Annotated in this window: 19 protein-coding genes; 16 read left to right on the forward strand and 3 right to left on the reverse strand. The window is 64.2% G+C overall.

The window, feature by feature from the left end:
• Positions 1–28 precede the first annotated feature (28 nt).
• A complete protein-coding gene (yaaA, locus tag KBX07_RS05590; protein WP_040423630.1) occupies positions 29–772 on the forward strand; it encodes a peroxide stress protein YaaA in 744 nt (247 codons plus the stop codon).
• 24 nt (positions 773–796) lie between these two features.
• On the opposite strand, the gene KBX07_RS05595 is transcribed toward yaaA, so the two are convergent.
• A complete protein-coding gene (locus KBX07_RS05595; RefSeq protein WP_255998339.1) occupies positions 797–1,642 on the reverse strand; it encodes a hypothetical protein in 846 nt (281 codons plus the stop codon).
• 38 nt (positions 1,643–1,680) lie between these two features.
• On the opposite strand from KBX07_RS05595, the gene rimP reads away from it, so the two are divergent.
• From rimP to KBX07_RS05640, 9 genes are all read left to right on the forward strand, one after another.
• Positions 1,681–2,262, forward strand: a complete 582-nt coding sequence (gene rimP, locus KBX07_RS05600) for a ribosome maturation factor RimP (RefSeq protein WP_040423632.1) — start codon at positions 1,681–1,683, stop codon at positions 2,260–2,262.
• The gene (gene nusA / locus KBX07_RS05605) at positions 2,259–3,284 is read left to right on the forward strand and encodes a transcription termination factor NusA (protein WP_255994988.1); all 1,026 of its coding nucleotides are present in this window, start codon (positions 2,259–2,261) and stop codon (positions 3,282–3,284) included. Before rimP ends, nusA begins: the two co-directional genes overlap by 4 nt.
• 94 nt (positions 3,285–3,378) lie before the next feature.
• Positions 3,379–3,651: a YlxR family protein gene (locus tag KBX07_RS05610; RefSeq protein ID WP_255994989.1), complete on the forward strand. Its 273-nt coding sequence runs from the start codon at positions 3,379–3,381 to the stop codon at positions 3,649–3,651.
• 119 nt (positions 3,652–3,770) lie between these two features.
• On the forward strand, positions 3,771–6,614 hold the full coding sequence (gene infB, locus KBX07_RS05615) for a translation initiation factor IF-2 (protein WP_256023363.1): 2,844 nt from the start codon (positions 3,771–3,773) through the stop codon (positions 6,612–6,614).
• A gap of 148 nt (positions 6,615–6,762) precedes the next feature.
• The gene (gene rbfA / locus KBX07_RS05620; RefSeq protein ID WP_256023364.1) at positions 6,763–7,203 is read left to right on the forward strand and encodes a 30S ribosome-binding factor RbfA; all 441 of its coding nucleotides are present in this window, start codon (positions 6,763–6,765) and stop codon (positions 7,201–7,203) included.
• Positions 7,203–8,201, forward strand: a complete 999-nt coding sequence (locus KBX07_RS05625) for a bifunctional oligoribonuclease/PAP phosphatase NrnA (RefSeq protein ID WP_256023366.1) — start codon at positions 7,203–7,205, stop codon at positions 8,199–8,201. The genes rbfA and KBX07_RS05625 overlap by 1 nt, the downstream gene beginning before the upstream one ends.
• 3 nt (positions 8,202–8,204) lie before the next feature.
• A complete protein-coding gene (locus tag KBX07_RS05630; protein WP_256023367.1) occupies positions 8,205–9,500 on the forward strand; it encodes an MATE family efflux transporter in 1,296 nt (431 codons plus the stop codon).
• A 23-nt stretch (positions 9,501–9,523) separates the two neighbouring features.
• The gene (locus KBX07_RS05635; protein ID WP_255994994.1) at positions 9,524–10,342 is read left to right on the forward strand and encodes a metallophosphoesterase; all 819 of its coding nucleotides are present in this window, start codon (positions 9,524–9,526) and stop codon (positions 10,340–10,342) included.
• Positions 10,339–11,040, forward strand: coding sequence for a 4'-phosphopantetheinyl transferase (locus KBX07_RS05640; RefSeq protein WP_256023369.1), 702 nt, complete (start codon positions 10,339–10,341; stop codon positions 11,038–11,040). Before KBX07_RS05635 ends, KBX07_RS05640 begins: the two co-directional genes overlap by 4 nt.
• On the opposite strand, the gene truB is transcribed toward KBX07_RS05640, so the two are convergent.
• A complete protein-coding gene (truB, locus tag KBX07_RS05645; RefSeq protein ID WP_256023370.1) occupies positions 11,002–11,922 on the reverse strand; it encodes a tRNA pseudouridine(55) synthase TruB in 921 nt (306 codons plus the stop codon). The genes KBX07_RS05640 and truB overlap by 39 nt on opposite strands.
• Between truB and KBX07_RS05650 the strand changes: the two genes are divergently transcribed.
• From KBX07_RS05650 to KBX07_RS05665, 4 genes are all read left to right on the forward strand, one after another.
• Positions 11,921–12,931, forward strand: a complete 1,011-nt coding sequence (locus KBX07_RS05650; RefSeq protein ID WP_255994997.1) for a bifunctional riboflavin kinase/FAD synthetase — start codon at positions 11,921–11,923, stop codon at positions 12,929–12,931. The two genes, truB and KBX07_RS05650, sit on opposite strands and share 2 nt — an antisense overlap.
• 42 nt (positions 12,932–12,973) lie before the next feature.
• Positions 12,974–13,942 (forward strand): nucleoside hydrolase, encoded by a 969-nt coding sequence (locus KBX07_RS05655; RefSeq protein ID WP_255994998.1) that lies wholly within the window; start codon positions 12,974–12,976, stop codon positions 13,940–13,942.
• Between the two features lie 125 nt (positions 13,943–14,067).
• On the forward strand, positions 14,068–14,337 hold the full coding sequence (gene rpsO / locus KBX07_RS05660) for a 30S ribosomal protein S15 (protein ID WP_255994999.1): 270 nt from the start codon (positions 14,068–14,070) through the stop codon (positions 14,335–14,337).
• 124 nt (positions 14,338–14,461) lie between these two features.
• Positions 14,462–16,765, forward strand: a complete 2,304-nt coding sequence (locus tag KBX07_RS05665; protein WP_370687014.1) for a polyribonucleotide nucleotidyltransferase — start codon at positions 14,462–14,464, stop codon at positions 16,763–16,765.
• A 79-nt stretch (positions 16,766–16,844) separates the two neighbouring features.
• Here the strand turns inward: KBX07_RS05665 and KBX07_RS05670 are convergent, their stop codons facing one another.
• Positions 16,845–17,522 (reverse strand): hypothetical protein, encoded by a 678-nt coding sequence (locus KBX07_RS05670; protein WP_256023372.1) that lies wholly within the window; start codon positions 17,520–17,522, stop codon positions 16,845–16,847.
• A 147-nt stretch (positions 17,523–17,669) separates the two neighbouring features.
• On the opposite strand from KBX07_RS05670, the gene dapB reads away from it, so the two are divergent.
• Positions 17,670–18,416: a 4-hydroxy-tetrahydrodipicolinate reductase gene (dapB, locus tag KBX07_RS05675; protein WP_005289755.1), complete on the forward strand. Its 747-nt coding sequence runs from the start codon at positions 17,670–17,672 to the stop codon at positions 18,414–18,416.
• Positions 18,416–19,168, forward strand: coding sequence for an FAD-dependent thymidylate synthase (gene thyX / locus KBX07_RS05680; protein ID WP_255995002.1), 753 nt, complete (start codon positions 18,416–18,418; stop codon positions 19,166–19,168). The genes dapB and thyX overlap by 1 nt, the downstream gene beginning before the upstream one ends.
• Positions 19,169–19,181 lie beyond the last annotated feature (13 nt).

Here is a 19,181-nt window from a genome sequence, read left to right on the forward strand (position 1 = left end):
CTGCAAGTTTAGCGCTAGGGTGTGGGCCATGCTCATCGTGCTCCCACCGTCTGAAACGAAGGCCCCCGGCGGCGAGTCGGACGGCCTCGACGTGTCATTTTCCAGCCTCGATCCGATCCGCCAGGAGATCATGGAGGATCTGGCTGCGCTCGATGTCGACGAGATGATGGCCGCGCTCAAACTGCCCGCGACCAAGCGTGAAGAGGCCGAGGAGAACAGAGCGCTTTTGCGCGCCCCTGTCATGCCGGCCATCTACCGCTACACCGGGGTGCTTTACGACGCCCTCGACGCCGCCACCCTGACCGACCCCGCCGTCTCGCGGATCGCGATCGGTTCAGCACTCTTCGGCGTGGTGATGGGGTCGGACACGATTCCGCGCTACCGACTCTCGGGCGGGTCGAAGTTGCCTGTACGGAAAACTGATGCTGCCGCACAGAAGAACTCGATCCCCACCATGAAGAAGCGCTGGGGCAGCGCGATCACGGATGTCTTACAGGAGCAGGGCTTCGTCGTGGACATGCGCTCCGGTGCGTACCAGCAGCTCGGGCCGGTGCTCGGCGCGGTGACGGTGCGGGTGGAGTCGGTGCAGGAGGACGGCAGCCGAAAGGTCGTCAGCCACTTCAACAAGCACTACAAAGGCGAGCTGGCCCGCGTGCTGGCATCGGCACCGGATGCGGATTCGGTGACGGGTATTCAAGGAGTTGCCGCGATCGCTGAGGCTGCGGGGATGACTGTCGAGATCAGCGACAGAGAGCTCACGCTGGTGGTCTGAGCCACTCCGCCACTGTTAAGCCGGTTAAGCGGTGTTGGCGGCGTGCTGGGCGTGCGCCGCCAAATGGATCACCAGTGTGCGCCACTCGGCCGGGGCATCCTCGGTGAACGCGTCGGAGGCAGCTGTGCGCCACCGGTCAACAAGGGTGGCTTCGATGTTGTCCACAAATGCGGCAGCTTCGCCGGGGTTGGTGGGGCCTCCGCCGTCGACCTCATAACCGGGCGCACGCGGGGGAAGGTCGGGGAAGGCGTCGCGCATGGCGTCGATGCGCATGTCGTGAAGCGGACGCAGATTGTCGATGCGTGCCTGGAGCTCGTCGTCAGCGTAGGCGGAGGCGAGATCGAGGCCGAACTGAACGGCATGCTCTTCTTTGATCAGCCCGGCGGCGGTCTCTGCCACGGACTCGTCGGCGATGGGTTCCTCCGGCACCGGGAAATCCCAGTCGTCGGATCCGGGAGCGTCCAGGCTCGCTGTCAGGTCGACCGCCTGCGCCACGACCAACGGAACGGACTCGTCGGGAAGCTTGCCGCTCTGGGTGACGAGTGCGTCAGTCAAGGCGACCGCCGCTGCCACATCGTCCTTGGCGCCGGTGGCGTCGCCGGGGCCGCGCTCCACCTCACAGGATGAGGGAGGAAGACCTGCGGAGTCGGTGCCGCAGAGGCGGGTGATTTCGTCGAAAAGCTGGCGGGCGTGGAACTCGCGCATTCCTGCAGCATCCCCGTCGAGCGTTCCCGCGTCCGCTTCCGCTTGGCGCGCCAGGGTGAGCAGGTCTCCGTCGGGGTGGGGGCCGAAGACGTCGATAGGCGAGCAGGCGGTCAAGGGCGCCGCCGCGGTGAGAGCTACTGCGGCGAGGGTGCGGGAAAACTTCACGTGGAAGACTGTACCGGCCCGCCCGTACAGTGGTTCTCATGGCATTTCCGGAAGTCGAAGAACTGAAAGAGCTCATCCGCCCCGTCACAGACGCACGAGGGTTGGACATTGAGGCTGTGCGCACCGTCAAGGCCGGCAAGAAATCGCAGGTGGTCGTCGCTCTCGCGGCTGACGAAGCACCGACGTTGGACCAGCTCGAGGAAGTCTCGGGCGAGCTCAGCGAGCTTTTCGACGCCGCAGAAGCTGCCGGCACCGTTAACTTCGGCGCGGGATACACCCTGGAGGTGACTACTCCGGGCGTGGATCTTCCGCTGACGCAGCCGCGTCACTGGCGGCGCAACCGGGGGCGCCGCGTGAAGCTAGGTGGTGACATCTACCGCGTTGGCCCGCTCGATGACGCGGAGGAAAATGTCGCGTTGATCAGCCCAGCCGCTAAGAAGTCCGACGAACCGGGCGTGCGGGTCGCTCCCATTTCGGATGTGTCGGGTGCGGTGGTAGAAATTGAGTTCAACGCAGCACCGGAGGCAGAAGTTGAGCTGTCGAACATGAGCTTTGCCGACGTGGAGGGCCGTGCGGAGCAATCCGGTGCAGAAGCTGAAGTCAGGAAGGACGACAAGTGAATATTGACATCGCCGCGCTGAAGCAGATCGAGTCAGAGGCAGGAATCCCCGTCGATGACCTGCTGGGCACGATCGCCAGCGCGCTGCTCTTCGCCTACCGCGAGGGCAAAGATGAATTCGGTACCGGCGCAGCGGGGGAGGGCACGAAGGCTCGTGTCGACATTGATACGCAGACCGGTGCCGTGGCCGTCATGGTCAGCGAGCTCGACGACGACGGCAACGTCATCTCCGAGTATGACGACACCCCGGTGAACTTTTCCCGCGTAGGTGCGCAGGCGGTGCGCGAGGCAATTCTCAAGCGCATGCGCACGGCCGCCGACAACCGCGCTTACAGCGCGTACTCGGAGCTGGAAGGCCAGGTCGTCTCCGGTGTCGTGCAGCGCGACGCCAGCGCGAACGAGCGCGGCATCGTCGTGGTGCAACTGGGTACGGAATCTGACCCCCAAGACGGCATCCTTTTGCCCGCGGAGCAGATTCCGGGCGAGAAGCTGGAGCACGGTGACCGCGTGAAGTGCTATGTCGTCGGTGTCTCCGGCGGCGACCGCAGGACCACCGTCAACCTCTCGCGGACGCACCCGGAGCTCGTGCGCGGCCTGTTCGCCCTCGAGGTCCCTGAGGTCGCTGACGGCTCCGTCGAGATCGTCGCGATTGCCCGCGAGGCCGGCCACCGCTCAAAGGTGGCCGTCAAGGGTGTGGCCAAGGGCATCAACGCCAAGGGCGCATGTATTGGGCCGCGCGGCGCCCGAGTCACCAACATCATGGAGTCCCTCGGTGGGGAGAAGATCGATATCGTCGACTTCTCCGACGACCCGGCTGTGTACGTCGGTAACTCGCTCGCACCGTCGAAGGTCGTGCGCGTGGACGTGGTCGACCACGACGCGCAAACAGCCCGCGTGGTCGTGCCGGATTACCAGCTCTCACTCGCCATCGGCCGCGAGGGCCAGAACGCACGCCTGGCGGCCCGACTGACGGGGTGGAAGATCGACATTCACTCCAATGCAGACCTCAGCGCTGGGCAATAGCGGCTGAGTAACAGTTTTCTGCCTGGGTGGCGTAAGGTAAGACACTGGCTTCTTTCCCGCACGCCCGTGCGGGGTCGGGGCCGCACAAGGGAGTATGAGCGAAAAACATGTACCTATCCGGACGTGCATTGGCACACGCCGTGCACTGCCGGATGCTCGCCTTCTCCGTGTGGTCGTCGACCCGGATGATCCGTCGCGGATCGTCCCGGACCCGAAGCGGTCCATGCCGGGCCGCGGTGCGTGGCTGACCCCCACGCTGGAAGCGTTTGAGCTGGCGGAGAAACGCCGCGCCTTCGGGCGGGCTCTCCGCGTGTCCGCGCAAGTGGACACAAGCGATGTACGGAAGTACGTAAGTGAAAAGGACTAAAGAACTGATGAGTCTTCAACCATGAAGCAGAAAATGCATCAGCGATGAACGTCATGACCATCGTCTAGAGTCCGGTCGCGTAGCAGCGGCCCGTCTCTAGCCCAACCACGAGGAGACACGTGCCCGGAAAGCTACGCGTTCACGAGCTTGCGAAGCAGCTCGGCGTAACAAGTAAGGAATTGCTCGCCACCCTGAAGGAGGAAGGCGAGTTCGTCAAAACCGCTTCCTCCACCATCGAACCGCCGGTGGTGAAGAAGATGAAGGCGGTTTATGAGGCACGCGGCGGCGCAGACAGCGGCGACGCGAAGAATGCTAAGGACACCAAGGCCGATTCGGCTGCGAAGAAACCGGCTGCTAAGCCGGCAGCGAAGCCTGCCGCCAAGACGCCTACCGCGAAGAAGCCGGCTGCCCCGAAGTCTGACAGCGCTCAGGCTGAGTCTGCGGCGCCGAAGCCGGCAGCGGCAAAGCCCGCCGCGAAGCCGGGCCCGAAGCCCGCGGCACCCAAGCCCGCGTCCAAGCCGGCTGCTGAGAAGCCTGCGGACAAGCCCGCTCCGAAGCCGGCAGCGGCGAAGCCTGGCGCACCGAAACCGGCGGCGAAGCCCGGCCCGAAGCCGGGTGCTAAGCCTGGTGAGGGCGATGCTGGATCCGCCATGCCGCGCCCGATGCCGAAGCCGGGTGGCCGCCCCCGCGTGGCCAATAACCCGTTCTCTTCGAACGCGGGCGGTCCGCGCCCGCAGCCGCGTCCGGGCGGTGGCCCCGGCGGCCAGCAGAAGCGCGGCGGTGGCCAGGGACAGCGCGGCGGCGGCCAAGGCGCACCGCGCCCGGGCGCACGTCCCGGTGGCGGCAGAGGAGCTCCGAGCCCCGCAGATATGGCGAACCACCCGAACCCGGCACAGATGCCGTCCCGCGCCGCAGGTAAGCGCGGCGGCGGTGCGGGCGGCCGCGGTGGACAAGGCGGCGGTGGTCGTGGCCGCGGTGGCGGCTTCGGCGGTCCCGGCGGTCCCGGCGGCGGTTTCCGCGGTCGCGGTGGGCGCCGTGGCGGTACCGCCGGTGCATTCGGTCGTCCCGGTGGTGCACCGGGCAAGCGCCGCAAGTCCAAGGGCCAGAAGAGGGCCGAGTATGAGGAGATGCACGCACCGAACGTCATTGGTGGCGTTCGCCTGCCCGACGGCGGCGGCAAGACCGTCCGTCTGCGCCAGGGTGCAACTCTGACCGACCTGGCTGAGAAGATCGGCACCGAGGCATCGAGCCTCGTGCAGGCTCTGTTCAACCTCGGTGAGATGGTCACCGCGACCCAGTCTGTGTCTGAGGAGACACTGCAGCTGCTGGGTGCGGAGATCAACTACGAGGTGCAGATTGTCTCCCCGGAGGACGAGGACCGCGAGCTTCTCGAGTCCTTCGATCTGCAGTTCGGTGAGGACGAAGGTGGCGAGGAAGCTCTCGAGCAGCGCCCGCCGGTGGTCTCCGTCATGGGTCACGTCGACCACGGTAAGACCCGCCTGTTGGACTCCATCCGCCAGGCCAATGTTGGTAAGGGTGAGGCCGGCGGCATCACCCAGGGCATCGGTGCTTACCAGACCGAGGTCACCCTGGAAGACGAGCCTCGCAAGATCACCTTCCTGGATACCCCGGGTCACGAGGCCTTCACGGCGATGCGTGCCCGCGGTGCGAAGTCGACCGACTTGGCTATCCTGGTGGTCGCAGCCGATGACGGTGTCATGCCGCAGACGGTGGAGGCCATCAACCACGCCAAGGCTGCGGAGCTGCCGATCGTGGTGGCTGTGAACAAGGTGGATAAGGAAGATGCCCAGCCGGACAAGATCCGTGGCCAGCTCACCGAGTACGAGCTGGTTCCGGAGGAGTACGGCGGTGACACGATGTTCATCGACATCTCGGCAAAGCAGGGAACGGGCATCGACGAGCTGCTCGAGGCCGTCCTGCTCACCGCCGATGCAGCGCTCGAGCTGACTGCGAACCCGGACATGGACGCTCAGGGTCTGGCCATCGAGTCCCACCTGGACCGCGGCCGCGGCCCTGTCTCCACGGTGATCATTCAGCGCGGTACCCTGCGCGTCGGTGACTCTATCGTCGTCGGCGGCAACTTCGGCCGCGTGCGCCGCATGGTCGACGAGTGGGGCAACGACGTTGAGGAGGCTGGCCCGTCCCGTCCGGTTCAGGTCCAGGGGCTCAACGGCGTTCCCGGCCCCGGCGACAACCTGCTCGTGGTGGAGGACGACCGTGTCGCGCGCCAGATTGCTGCACAGCGTGATGCGCGTCAGCGCGCCGCGATGCAGGCCCGCCGCAAGAAGCGCGTCTCCCTGGAGAACCTGGACCAGGCGCTCAAGGAGACCAGCACCCTCAACCTCATCCTCAAGGGCGACAACGCCGGTTCGGTGGAAGCCCTCGAGGAGGCTCTGCTCAAGATCGAGGTGGACGACGAGGTGGAGGTCAACATCATCGACCGCGGTGTCGGTGCTGTGACCCAGACCAACGTCTCGCTGGCTGCGGCGTCCGACGCTGTCATCGTGGCCTTCAACGTCCGCTCCGAGGGCAAGGCCACCGAGGAAGCCAACGACGAGGGCGTGGAGATCCGCTACTACTCCGTCATCTACCAGGTCATCGACGATGTCGAGGCCGCTCTCAAGGGCATGCTCAAGCCCATCTACGAGGAGCGCGACCTGGGTGCGGCGGAGATCCGCCAGATCTTCAAGGCCTCTGCTGTCGGCCTCATCGCCGGTTGCATGGTCACCGAGGGTTCGGTCAAGCGCGGTGCGAAGGTCCGTTTGGTCCGCGACGGCAACGTCATCACACCGGACGCGACGATCGATTCGCTGCGCCGCGAGAAGGACGATGTCACCGAGGTGGCCAGGGGCTACGAGTGCGGTATGGTCCTGTCCTACCCGGATATCCAGGTCGACGACATCATCCAGGCCTACGAGATGGTCGAGGTGCCGCGCTCGTAACGTCGAAAAGCAATAATTGCTTATCGACGATTCCCCGGCAGCGCCCCGCGACGAGAGAGACCCCTCTCGCGCGGGGCGTTTTGCATGCGCGGGGTAGAGTGGTGGCTTGAATTGACGGCAGCTCTACGTGAGTCAAGGAGTGGTTACTGTGGCGGATAACACGCGCGCACAACGACTAGCTAAAAGGATCCAGGCGATTGTCGCTAGCGCTATTGAGCGCCAGATCAAGGATCGCCGGCTGGAGCTTGTCACAGTGACCGATGTCCGTGTGACCGGTGACCTCCACGACGCGACGGTGTACTACACGGTGCGCGGCGAGGGCATTGATGATGAGCCTGATTACGACGCTGCTGCAGAGGCACTCACCCGCCACAAGGGACAGCTACGCAAGATTGTCGGTGAGGAGCTGGGCGTTCGGTTCACTCCGACGTTGACGTTTGAGCTGGACACGGTTCCGGAGGCGTCGGCACGCATGGAAGAGCTGCTGGCGCGCGCCCGCGCGCGCGACGAGGAGCTCGCGGAGCTGAAGAAGAACGCGCAACCGGCTGGTGCCGCAGATCCCTACAAGACCCGAGCGGGGGACGAGTAATGGCCGCAGTGCCCGGTTTGTTTGCGCCGGGCGAAGGTGAGTTTGCGGCGGTGGCGCAGCGCCTGCGGGATGCCCCTGTCGTGCATGTGGTGACCCATATTCGCCCGGACGCAGACGCTATCGGGTCCGCATCGGCGCTCGCTCTCGGCTTGCGGTCTATCGGTGTCGACGCCACCGTGCGCATCGGCCAACGCGAAGCCGTGCCCGAGAACTTGGACTCGATCCCGGGTGTTACCGATGTCATCCTCGGCGAACCGCTGCCCGCTGAGGGCTTGGTAGTCACCACTGACTGCGCTTCGATCGACCGCACTGGGTCCTACCGCTCGGTGATCCAGCAGGAGCGTGACCGCGTCGTGGTCATTGACCACCACGAGTCCAACCCAGGCTTTGGAAGCATGAACCTGGTGTTGCCCTCGGAGTCCACGACCGTGATCATCCGCGAGCTGTTCGGGCATTTGGGTGTGGAGATCACCCCGGACATGGCTTACTGCCTGTACGCCGGTTTGGTGACCGACACGGGCAGTTTCCGCTGGGGCACCCCACGGATGCACCTGCTCGCCGCTGAGCTGATGGAGCTGGGTGTGGAACCGCGCTCTGCCGCGATGGCGCTCATGGATGCGGTCTCTGCTGAGGATCTGCGCTTGATGGGTGCTGTCATGGCCGGAATGGAGACCCGTGTGGCCGGCCACCACACCATGTCGGTGCTGGCTATTGATGACGCGCATCTGCACGGCATGAACCAGACCGCTGTGGAATCCATCATCGAGTACTCCCGCGCGCTGACCGGCAGCGACATCGGCGTGGTGTTCAAGGAGCTCCACCCCGGTTATTGGTCGGTGTCGCTGCGCTCCAGCGTGGTGAATGTCGCCGAGATCGCTGCAGTGCACGGCGGCGGCGGGCACATCCCGGCGGCCGGTTACTCGGCCCGCGGTCCTGTCGCAGACGCCATTGATGAGCTGCACGCGACCGTGGCTGCCCTCGACGCGACGGCGCTGTGACCTGTGGTTGAATCACCTGCTGAAACTGTCACTGCGCGCCGAGTTCTCGCCTTGGCGCTGCCTGCGCTTGGTGTGCTTGCGGCCAACCCGCTGTATCTCTTGCTGGACACAGCCGTCATCGGCCGGCTGGGAGCAGGCGAGCTCGCTGCGCTTGCCGCCGGCGCGACCGTCCAGTCGACGGTGACCACGCAGCTGACGTTCCTGTCTTACGGAACCACGGCGCGTTCCTCCCGGTTCTACGGTGCGGGGAAGAAAGAAGATGCCGTGGCCGAAGGCGTCCAGGCGACGTGGGTGGCCATAGGGGTCGGGTTGTTACTGGCCACCATCGTGTGGCTGTTCGCCCGCCCGATCGCTTTGTTCCTCACCGACGACCCCGCCACCGCAGACCTTGCTGCGAACTGGATGCACGTCGCCGCCATCGCGATCCCGCTGACGTTGATCATCATGGCGGGCAACGGCTGGCTGCGCGGGATCCAGAACACCAAGCTGCCGTTCTATCTGACTCTGTGCGGGCTCATCCCCGGCGCGGCGGCGCTGCCGCTGCTGGTCAACCGCTTCGGGCTCGTGGGGTCGGCGTGGGCGAATGTGATCGGCATGGGCATTACGGCCGCAGGGTTCCTTATTGCGCTGACCCGGTCCCATAACGGCGGGTGGGCTCCCGACTTCGCGGTCATCCGCCGCCAGCTGGTGCTCGGACGCGACCTGATCCTGCGGTCTTTGTCGTTCCAAGTGGCTTTCGTCTCCGCAGCGGCGGTGGCAGGCCGCGTGGGTGTCGCTGCGTTGGCGGCGCACCAGATCATGCTGCAGTTGTGGAACTTCCTCACCCTGGTGCTCGACTCGCTGGCGATTGCCGCCCAGACAATGACGGGGTCCGCGCTGGGCACCGGCCGTGTGCAGGATGCGCGCCGGGTGGGGGAGCAGGTGACCAAACTCTCCGCCGGGTTCGCGTTCCTCCTCGCCGCTGTCTTCGCGCTGGGCGGGCCGTTGATCCGCGGGCTATTCACCACGGACGCTTCTGTTCTTGAGGTGATGTCCACACCGTGGTGGCTGCTCATCGCCATGATCGTGGCAGGCGGAGTGCTCTTCGCGCTCGACGGCGTGCTGCTCGGCGCCAGCGATGCGGCGTTTTTACGCAACCTCACCATCGGTTCGGTGCTCCTTGGATTCCTGCCCGGCGTGCTCATCGCCTACTGGGCTGGCACTGGTCTGACAGGAATCTGGGCGGGGTTGGCCGCGATGATCGCGATCCGGCTCGCTGGTGTCATCTGGCGTTTCACGTCGATGCGGTGGGCGCAGTAAGCAGCGGTTAGAGTGAACTCACCATGACTACCGCGACCAGCACGACCAGCACGCTGTGGGCAGTTTCGGACCTTCACCTCGCTGTGAAAGCGAACCGGCCATGGCTAGATGAAATCCAGCCGCAGGATCCCTCCGACTGGCTCATCGTTGCCGGCGACGTCGCCGAGCGCACTGACCTGGTGGTTCGTGTCATGGCGAAACTCGCCGAGAGGTTCGACACCGTCGTATGGGTTCCGGGAAACCATGAACTCTTCAGCCGCAGTATGGATAGGTACAAGGGGAGGGAGAAGTACGCGGATCTCGTCGCAAAGCTGCGTGCTTTAGGTGTGATCACCCCGGAGGACCCGTACCCCGTTTTCGGGGGCGTGACCATCGTGCCTTTGTTCACGCTGTATGACTACTCGTTCCGCATGCCCACCATGACTGTGGAGGAAGCGCTCGAGTCGGCGCACGCGCAGCAGATCGTGCTGACTGACGAAGTGGCTATCGCGCCGTTCGTCGACATTCGTGCGTGGTGCTGGGACCGCTTGGCGTACTCCACCCGCCGGCTGTCGCGTATTGAAGGCGAGACCATCCTGGTCAACCACTGGCCCCTGGTGCAGGAACCGACGAACCACATGATGTTCCGCGAGATCGCGCTGTGGTGCGGCACCCGGCACACGCGCGGCTGGGCCAAGCGCTACAACGCGCGCGCTGTCATCTACGGACACCTGCACATCCCCGGCGTGCAGCGGATCGACGACGTCGACCACATCGAGGTCTCTCTCGGCTACCCCGAAGAATGGAAGCGTCAGACCAACCGTCCCACGTGGCCGTACCCGGTGATGGAGGTGCAGCAATGATCGACAAAGAGCTGTTCCCTGACCCGGCGCGGGTGGTGTACATGCGTATCGACGACACCGCAGAGACCACCGACCTGACTAACTACAACGACCTGCATCCAGAGGAAAGGGTGGTGGTCAGCCGGGCCGTCGACATTCGGAAGAGTGAATTCGGCGATGCCCGCTGGTGCGCTCACCGCGCGCTGCAAGAGCTCGGGTTGGAATCGGCAGGCTCGATCCTCAAGGGTGAGAAGGGAATGCCGCTGTGGCCGGACGGTTACACAGGCTCCCTTACCCACACGGAAGGTTTGCGCGTTGCCGTCGCCGCCCCGTCGAGCGAGTTGCTCTCCGTCGGCATTGACGCTGAGCCTGCCGAGCCGTTGCCCGAAGGCGTGCTCGACCAGATCGCACGCTCAACCGAACGCCACTGGGTGGATAAGCAAAAGTCTGCCGGCAATGCGTGGGCAGACCGCCTGTTGTTCTGCGCGAAGGAAGCCACCTACAAGGCGTGGTTCCCCATGACGCGGCAGTGGCTCGGTTTCGAAGATGCCGAGATCGAAATCCGCTCCGACGGCACCTTCATCGCGTACCTCCTGGTGCGGCCCACTCCGGTCCCGTATATCCGCGGCCGGTGGGTCGTGCGCGGAGGGTACGTCTACGCCTCGACGTTCGTGCCGGTGTTACAGCGTCGAGGGACGGGCGACAAAGAGCGTCGATAAGCGCTTGCCCTTTTCGCGAACAAGCGCCACGGCGCGGCCATCCGGTCCCACAGCGGCGTGAACGCCGTCGAGCCCGCGCGGCTCGAGCCACTTGCCCATGGCCAGCGCAGCGTATTCGTCAGCGGTGACGTTCAAGACGGGCCACGCGGCAGTGAGCGCTTCATCGAGCGAGAGCGACAACGCGGGGGAGTCCTCGAGCTGCTCGAGCGTGCGCGCGTGCTCCAACGTGAAAGGGCCGACTGCTTCACGGCGCAGCGCCGTCAGGTGCCCACCCACTCCGAGCGCCTCGCCCATGTCCCGGGCGAGCGAGCGAATATACGTTCCGGAAGAACAGTGCACCCGTGCATCCACGTCGACGAAGGAACCCTCGCGGCGGATGCCGGCGACGTCGAAAGAAAACACTGTCACCGGCCGCGCCGGGATGTTCACCTCTTTGCCTTCGCGGACGAGCTCATGGGCGCGCTTGCCGTCGATTTTGATGGCAGAGACTTTCGACGGCACCTGCATGATCTCCCCGGTGAGTGCAGTGACCTGTTCCATGATCTGTTCGTCGGTGAGCGTGGATGCGTCGGTCTCGGCGAGGACGTCGCCCTCGGCATCATCGGTCGTGGTGGAGGCACCGAGGCGGATCGTGGTCGCATAGACCTTGTCATCGGCCACCAGGTGAGCAAGCAGCTTCGTGCCGCGCTCAATGCCCGCGACCAGCACACCAGTGGCCATCGGGTCGAGCGTTCCCGCATGTCCCACCTTGCGCGTTTCGAAGAACCTGCGTAGCCGCGCGACCACATCATGGCTGGTCATCCCTGCCGGTTTATTCACGACGACAATGCCGGCGTGTGCCAGCGGATCGGTGTGGTTGGCGGTGTGCGCATCAGAGTTCATGGATCCAACCCTATGCACTACTCTGGCGCGGGTGGATATTTTGTCTGGGCTCGAGGACATTCCCGCTGATCTTAAGGACCCGGTAGTCACCATCGGCGTGTTTGACGGTGTGCACCGCGGCCACCAGATGCTGATCACCCGGGCGGTTGAGCACGCCCAAGCGGCCGGAGTGCCCAGCGTGGTCATGACGTTCGACCCGCACCCCGTCGCCGTGTTCGCGCCCGACCAGACACCGCCTGTATTGCTTCCGCTCGCCGAGCGCGCTCGTCTCATCGCGGACCTCGGTGTGGACTACATGCTCGTCATCGACTTCACCCGGGAGCTCGCAGGCGAGAGCCCGGAGGAGTACTTCGAGTCGGTGATCGTCAATAAGCTGCACGCCTCCCGCGTTGTCGTCGGCGAGAATTTCACGTTCGGTGCAGGCGCCTCCGGCACCGCGCAGACCATGCTGGCGCTCGGTGAAAGGTACCGCGTCGACGTCGATGTCGTTTCCTTGCTTTTCGACGGATCCGCCCGCATCTGCTCCACCTCCATCCGCTCCGCACTGCGCGACGGTGACGTCGCCGGGGCAGCCGAATTCCTCGGCAGGGAATTCTCCATCACCGCCCCGGTGGAGCGCGGCGCCGGCCGCGGCGGGCGCGAACTGGGCTACCCGACAGCGAACCAGTACGTCGCCGACACCGATGCGGTACCTGGCGACGGGGTCTACGCCGGCTGGTTCACTGTCCTCGACTCCGGGTCGGACAGCCAAGCAGTTCGAATCGATGGCGATATGGAACTCGGGATCCGCTATCCAGCTGCGATTTCGGTGGGCACTAACCCGACCTTCGGCGACGACCGACGCAGCGTCGAATCGTTCGTTCTCGACCGCGATGCGGACCTCTACGACCGCGTCGCCCGTGTCGAGTTCATCGCCAAGGTGCGCGACATGGTCAAGTTCGACTCTGTCGATGAGCTGCTGGAAAACATGGCCCGCGATGTCGCACGGGTCCGCGAAATCCTGTCCTAGCCCGTCGGTGCCTGTAGGGCCTAACGGCTAGTGTGGTGTCCCATGAGCAAAAAGATGATTCTGGATCTGGACACCGGCATCGACGACGCGCTCGCCTTGGCGTACGCCCTCGGTTCCGAGGAAGTCGACCTCATCGGTGTGACCGGCACCTACGGCAACGTGCTGGTGGACACCGGTGTGCGCAACTCCCTGGCCATCCTCGAGTTGTTCGGCCGCACCGACGTGCCGGTCTTCGCGGGACCGGACCACGCACGAGTGAAGGACTCCTTTGAGGTGCTGGAGATCTCCGAGTTCATCCACGGAGTCAACGGCGTTGGAGAGGCGCAGTTGCCGGAGCCGACTCGCTCGGTGGAGGAAAAGTCCGCGGTGGACTTCCTCGTGGAGTCGGTGGAACAGTACGGAGACGACTTGGTCATTGTCCCGACTGGCCCGTCGACGACGATTGCCGCTGCGATCGAGGCTAGCGATTCCTTCGCTAAGAAGGCCCACATTGTCATGATGGGCGGTGCGCTGACCGTCCCTGGCAACGTGGCACCGTGGGCCGAGGCGAACGTCAACCAGGACCCCGAAGCTACTGATCTGCTCTTCCGCCGGGCTAAGGACGTCACTATGATCGGCCTCGACGTCACCCTGCAGACGTTGCTCACCTACGACGAGACTGCGAAGTGGGAAGCACTGGGCACCCCGGGCGGAGACTTCTTAGCCGCTGCCACGAACTACTACATCAAGGCCTACGACACCACGGCCCCGCACCTGGGTGGCTGCGGCCTGCACGACCCGCTGGCTGTCGGTGTGGCGATCGACCCGTCGCTGGTGACCACCATCGACATCAACCTCAAGGTCGACACAGAAGGGGAGACCCGCGGCCGCACAATCGGCGACGAGACCCGGCTCAACGACGAGGAGAAGACGGCGCGGGTTGCTGTCGGCGTCGATAAGCAGCGCTTCTTGGATGAGTTCATGCGGCGCATCACCGCGCTCGCCGCGAACTCCTCACGCAGTGGCGATTAGGATCTCGCACGGCACGTGCGTTAACATGCTCATTCGGCCGTGAAACCAACGACTGTGGTCCGCAGCAGTCCTTCCCACGGCCAGATCCGAAGATTGCGGACTGAAACAAACAAGGAGAAACACTCATGGCTCTTTCCACTGAGAAGAAGGCTGAAATCCTCAAGGAGTACGGCGTCCACGAGACCGACACCGGCTCCCCGGAGGCTCAGGTCGCACTGCTGACCGAGCGCATCAACAACCTGACCGAGCACCTGAAGACCCACAAGCACGACCACCACTCCCGTCGTGGCCTGCTGCTGCTCGTCGGTCGCCGCCGCGGTCTGCTGAAGTACCTGCGCGAGAACAATGTTGAGCGTTACCGTGACCTCATCGCTCGCCTGGGGCTGCGCCGCTAAGCCCACGCGCTGAAGCGCACAGCGCCTCGTGCCCAGTTCTTCTGAACTGGGCATTTTTCATGCCCACCTGGTAGTATGCCGGGGTGTTGCAAGTCAAACATGCGGCGGCACCGATGATCGCCGAATCAACCCCCCAGAAAGGGATCTTTTGAGCAAGAACAAGCACACCCCGGACAACGCTGTTGAGGTCAATGTCGACGAGGAGTTCGGGATCACCGAATCCGTCGCTGTTCTGGACAACGGTGACTTCGGTGAGCGCACCATTCGTTTCGAGACGGGCCAGCTGGCACGCCAGGCTGGCGGGTCGGTGACGACCTACCTCGACGATGACACGATGCTGCTGTCCACTGTGACCGCATCCAACCAGCCGCGCGAGGGTTTTGACTTCTTCCCGCTGACCGTCGACGTGGAAGAGCGCATGTACGCCGCGGGCAAGATTCCGGGTTCGTTCTTCCGCCGCGAGGGCCGTCCCTCCACCGAGGCTATTCTGGCCTGCCGCCTGATCGACCGTCCACTGCGCCCGACGTTTGTGAAGGGTCTGCGCAACGAGGTGCAGGTTGTGGTCACGGTCATGAGCTGGAACCCGGAGGAGTACTACGACGTCGTTGCCATCAACGGTGCATCCGCCGCCACGCAGCTGTCCGGCCTGCCGGTCTCGGGTGCTGTCGGTGGTGTGCGCATGGCGCTCATCGCCGATGACCAGCACCCGGAGGGCCAGTGGGTCGCGTTCCCGAACCACGAGCAGCACGAAGCCGCTGTGTTTGAGATGGTCGTTGCCGGCCGCATTGTGGAAAAGAAGAAGGGCCGGAAGAAGGTCCAGGATGTCGCGATCATGATGGTCGAGGCAGGTGCGGGCGCTAACGCCGTGAAGCTTATCGACGGTGGCGCTCCCGCCCCCACCGAGCGCACCGTCGCCGAGGGCCTGGAGGCTGCTAAGCCCTTCATCCAGACTCTGTGCGAGGCACAGAACGCTTTGGCAGACAAGTCCGCGAAGGAAACCCAGGACTTCCCGCTGTTCCCGCCGTACTCCGACGAGGTCTTCGACGCTGTGGAGAAGAAGGCGTCCAAGAAGCTGTCCAAGCTGTTGACCATCCCGGGCAAGCACGAGCGCGATGACGCGACCAACGAGTACATGGAAGAGATCGAGGCAGATCTGCTCGAGACTTTCGCTGGCGAGGATGCAAGCAAGGAAATTCGCGCCGCATACAACGCGGTGATGAAGCAGATCGTCCGCGACAAGATCCTTTCCGAGGGCTTCCGTATTGACGGCCGCGGTGTCACCGACATCCGCGACCTCGAGGTCGAGGTCGAGCTCATCCCGCGTGCGCACGGCTCCTCCCTGTTCGAGCGCGGCGAGACCCAGATCCTCGGTGTGACCACCCTGGACATGCTGAAGATGGAGCAGCAGCTGGACTCCCTCCACCCGGAGACGTCCAAGCACTACATCCACCACTACAACTTCCCGCCGTACTCCACCGGTGAGACTGGCCGGGTTGGCTCTCCGAAGCGCCGCGAGATCGGCCACGGTGCTCTCGCCGAGCGCGCCCTGATTCCGGTCATTCCGTCGAAGGAGGACTTCCCGTACACGATCCGCCAAGTGTCGGAGGCTCTCGGCTCTAATGGATCGACCTCCATGGGTTCTGTTTGTGCCTCCACGCTGTCGCTGTACAACGCTGGTGTGCCGCTGGCTGCTCCGGTGGCCGGCATCGCCATGGGCCTTGTTTCTGGTGAGGTCGACGGTGAGACCAAGTACGTGGCACTGACCGATATCCTCGGTGCTGAGGACGCGTTCGGCGACATGGACTTCAAGGTCGCTGGTACGTCCGAGTTCATCACCGCCTTGCAGCTGGACACCAAGCTCGACGGTATCCCGTCCGACGTTTTGGCCAGCGCTCTGGAGCAGGCGAAGGAAGCCCGCGAGACCATCCTGGACACCATGGCTGAGGTCATCGAGGGGCCGGATGAGATGAGCGCGCTTGCCCCGAAGATCACCACTGTGCGCGTCCCCGTCTCCAAGATCGGTGAGGTCATCGGCCCGAAGGGCAAGACCATCAACCAGATCACCGAGGACACCGGCGCTGACGTCTCAATCGAAGACGACGGCACGATCTACGTGTCCGCCGCTACCGGTGAGGCTGCTGACGCTGCGATCGAGCAGATCAACTCGATCGCCAACCCGCAGCAGCCGAAGGTGGGGGAGCGCTACTTGGGCACCGTGGTCAAGACGGTCGCGTTCGGCGCGTTCGTCTCGCTCACCCCGGGCCGCGACGGCCTGGTGCACATCTCCAAGCTCGGCGGCGATAAGCGCATTGAGAACGTCGAGGATGTGGTCAACGTCGGCGACAAGATCGAGGTGGAGATCGCGGACATCGACAACCGCGGCAAGATCTCGTTGGTCCCGGTCTCTGAGGACGAAGACGAGAACTAAGCCGAAAACAAAGTCCCTCCGATCCGGCTGATAACCGGGTCGGAGGGAATCGCGGAGAAGCGCCCCACGGGGCGTTTTTCTATTTCTCGAAGTCGACGACTAGGCGCGTTGGGTTCTCCAGGATGCTCACCTTGTACGGGCGGGTGTCCTTCAGGCCCACGAAGTACTGGGATGCGCCCTCGAACGTGCCTTGGTTCACGACATCTACGACCGCACCGCTAGCCAAACCCAGGTTGGTCTTGCCCGCGTACTTGTGGTCCGGGGTCATATCCAGCGAGGTGCCGTGGATGAGCAATTCGAAGTGCGCATCGCCGGGCACCTCGACCGGATTGCCCGACGTATGCTGGCGCGGATCATCCGTGTATCCAGCGTGGAACCTAGGTTGACCGGTTCCTTCGAACTCGAAGACAAGGCGGTCGTAATTCTCGTGGCTACCCACGCGGATATCGGTCGTGCGCAGTTCCGCAGGGTCGCCGTCGAACTGCTCTGTGGATTCAGTGCTGAAGTCGCCGTCAGCGCCGGGTTGCATGTCTGCGGCCCCCAGTGTGTTCTGCTGGCCATCTTCCGTTCCTGTCGGCTTCGTCGCAGAGTTCTCCGCGTCCTTATCGGCAGCGTCGGCATCAGGGTTTGTGGAGGTGCTCATCTGGGGTTCTGGAACGGTCTCGCCGGTGTCGCAGGCAGAAAGAGCAAGACCAGCCGCCGCGAGGACAGCGACAGCCGCTGAGGCATGTGTCTTCTTCTGTGGTGTGTGTTTCATATGTGACAGCCTAGCTGGGTGCGGACTCCGGAGCGGTTGCGACGGGCCGGGGACAGCACGCAACGGTGGCGAACGGCGGCCAGCGATGCCGCGCTAAGGTGGTCCAGAGAAAACAGACGAAGCAAAGTGCGACAGAAAGGGCAACGCATGACTATCAAGGTGGGAGTTCTCGGAGCGAAGGGCCGCGTGGGCTCGGCAGTCGTGGCGGGTGTGAACGCCGCTGAGGACTTGGAACTGGTCGCAGAGGTTGACGCAGGCGATTCTTTGGATCTCCTCACCGACAACGGTGCTGAGGTCGTGGTGGACTTCACCACCCCGGGCGTGGTCATGGACAACCTGGAGTTCTGCATCAATAACGGCATTCACGCCGTGGTGGGCACGACTGGTTTCGACGAGGAGCGTTACGGCCAGGTGCGTTCCTGGCTCGAGGCCAACCAGGGCGTCGGTGTACTCATCGCGCCGAACTTCGCTATCTCCGCTGTGCTGGCCATGGCGTTCGCCCGCCAAGCAGCTCCGTTCTTCGACTCTGCAGAGGTCGTGGAGTACCACCACCCGAACAAGCTTGACGCTCCGTCGGGCACGGCGGTGAAGACCGCCCAGGGCATTGCGCAGGCCCGCAAGGACGCCGGCATGGGCGCCATGCCTGATGCGACAGAGCAGGCTCTCGACGGTTCACGCGGTGCCGATGTCGACGGTGTCCACGTGCACGCCGTGCGCATGCAGGGCATGGTCGCCCACGAGGAAATCATCTTCGGCACCACCGACCAGTCCCTGACCATCCGCCAGGATTCCTATGGGCGTGACTCGTTCGTGCCGGGTGTACTGACGGGTGTTCGGAACGTCGATAAGCACGCGGGACTGACGATCGGCCTGGACTCCTACCTGGGGCTGTAATGACGCAAAGCAGGAATCTCGATGTCCAACTGATCGCCGCAACTTCGTTTGCGGCGCCAGCGGATGTCGCGTGGGAGCAGGATGGGCAGGCCACGGATGCCGAAGCACTCGTGGAGTTCGCGGGCCGGGCGTGTTACGAGACCTTCGACAAGCCCAACCCGCACACCGCTGCCAACGACGCGTACCTGCGACACATCCTCGAAGTCGGGCACGACGCGTTGCTCGAGCACGCCACCGCGACGCTGTACATCCGCGGGCTGTCGCGTTCTGCAGGCAACGAGTTGCTGCGCCACCGCCACCTGTCGTTTTCGCAGTTGAGCCAGCGCTTTGTGCCTGCCGCTGAAGCAGATGTGGTCATCCCGGACGCGATCGCGGACGACGCGGACCTCAAACGCATCTTCCTCGCCGCTGTCGAGGAATCGCGCTTCGTCTACGAGGAGCTTTTGGGCGCGCTGGAGGAGAACACTGAGGACGAGCCGAACGCGCTGCTGCGCAAGAAGAAGGCCCGCCAGGCCGCGCGCGCGATCCTGCCGAACGCCACTGAGACGCGCTTCGTGGTCACCGGCAACTACCGCGCCTGGCGCGGCTTCATTGCGGCGCGCGCCAGTGAACACGCTGACGTGGAAATCCGCGCGCTCGCCATCGCGTGCTTAGAGATTCTTAAAAAGCAAGCACCAGCGCTTTTCGACGACTTCCTCATCAGCACGCTTGCCGACGGTTCCGTCATGGCCACCAGCCCGTACGCCGGATAGTAACCTGTTGAGC

The sequence above is a fragment of the Corynebacterium sp. CCUG 70398 genome, from assembly GCF_024454055.1.
GTDB classification, from domain to species: Bacteria; Actinomycetota; Actinomycetes; order Mycobacteriales; family Mycobacteriaceae; genus Corynebacterium; species Corynebacterium genitalium.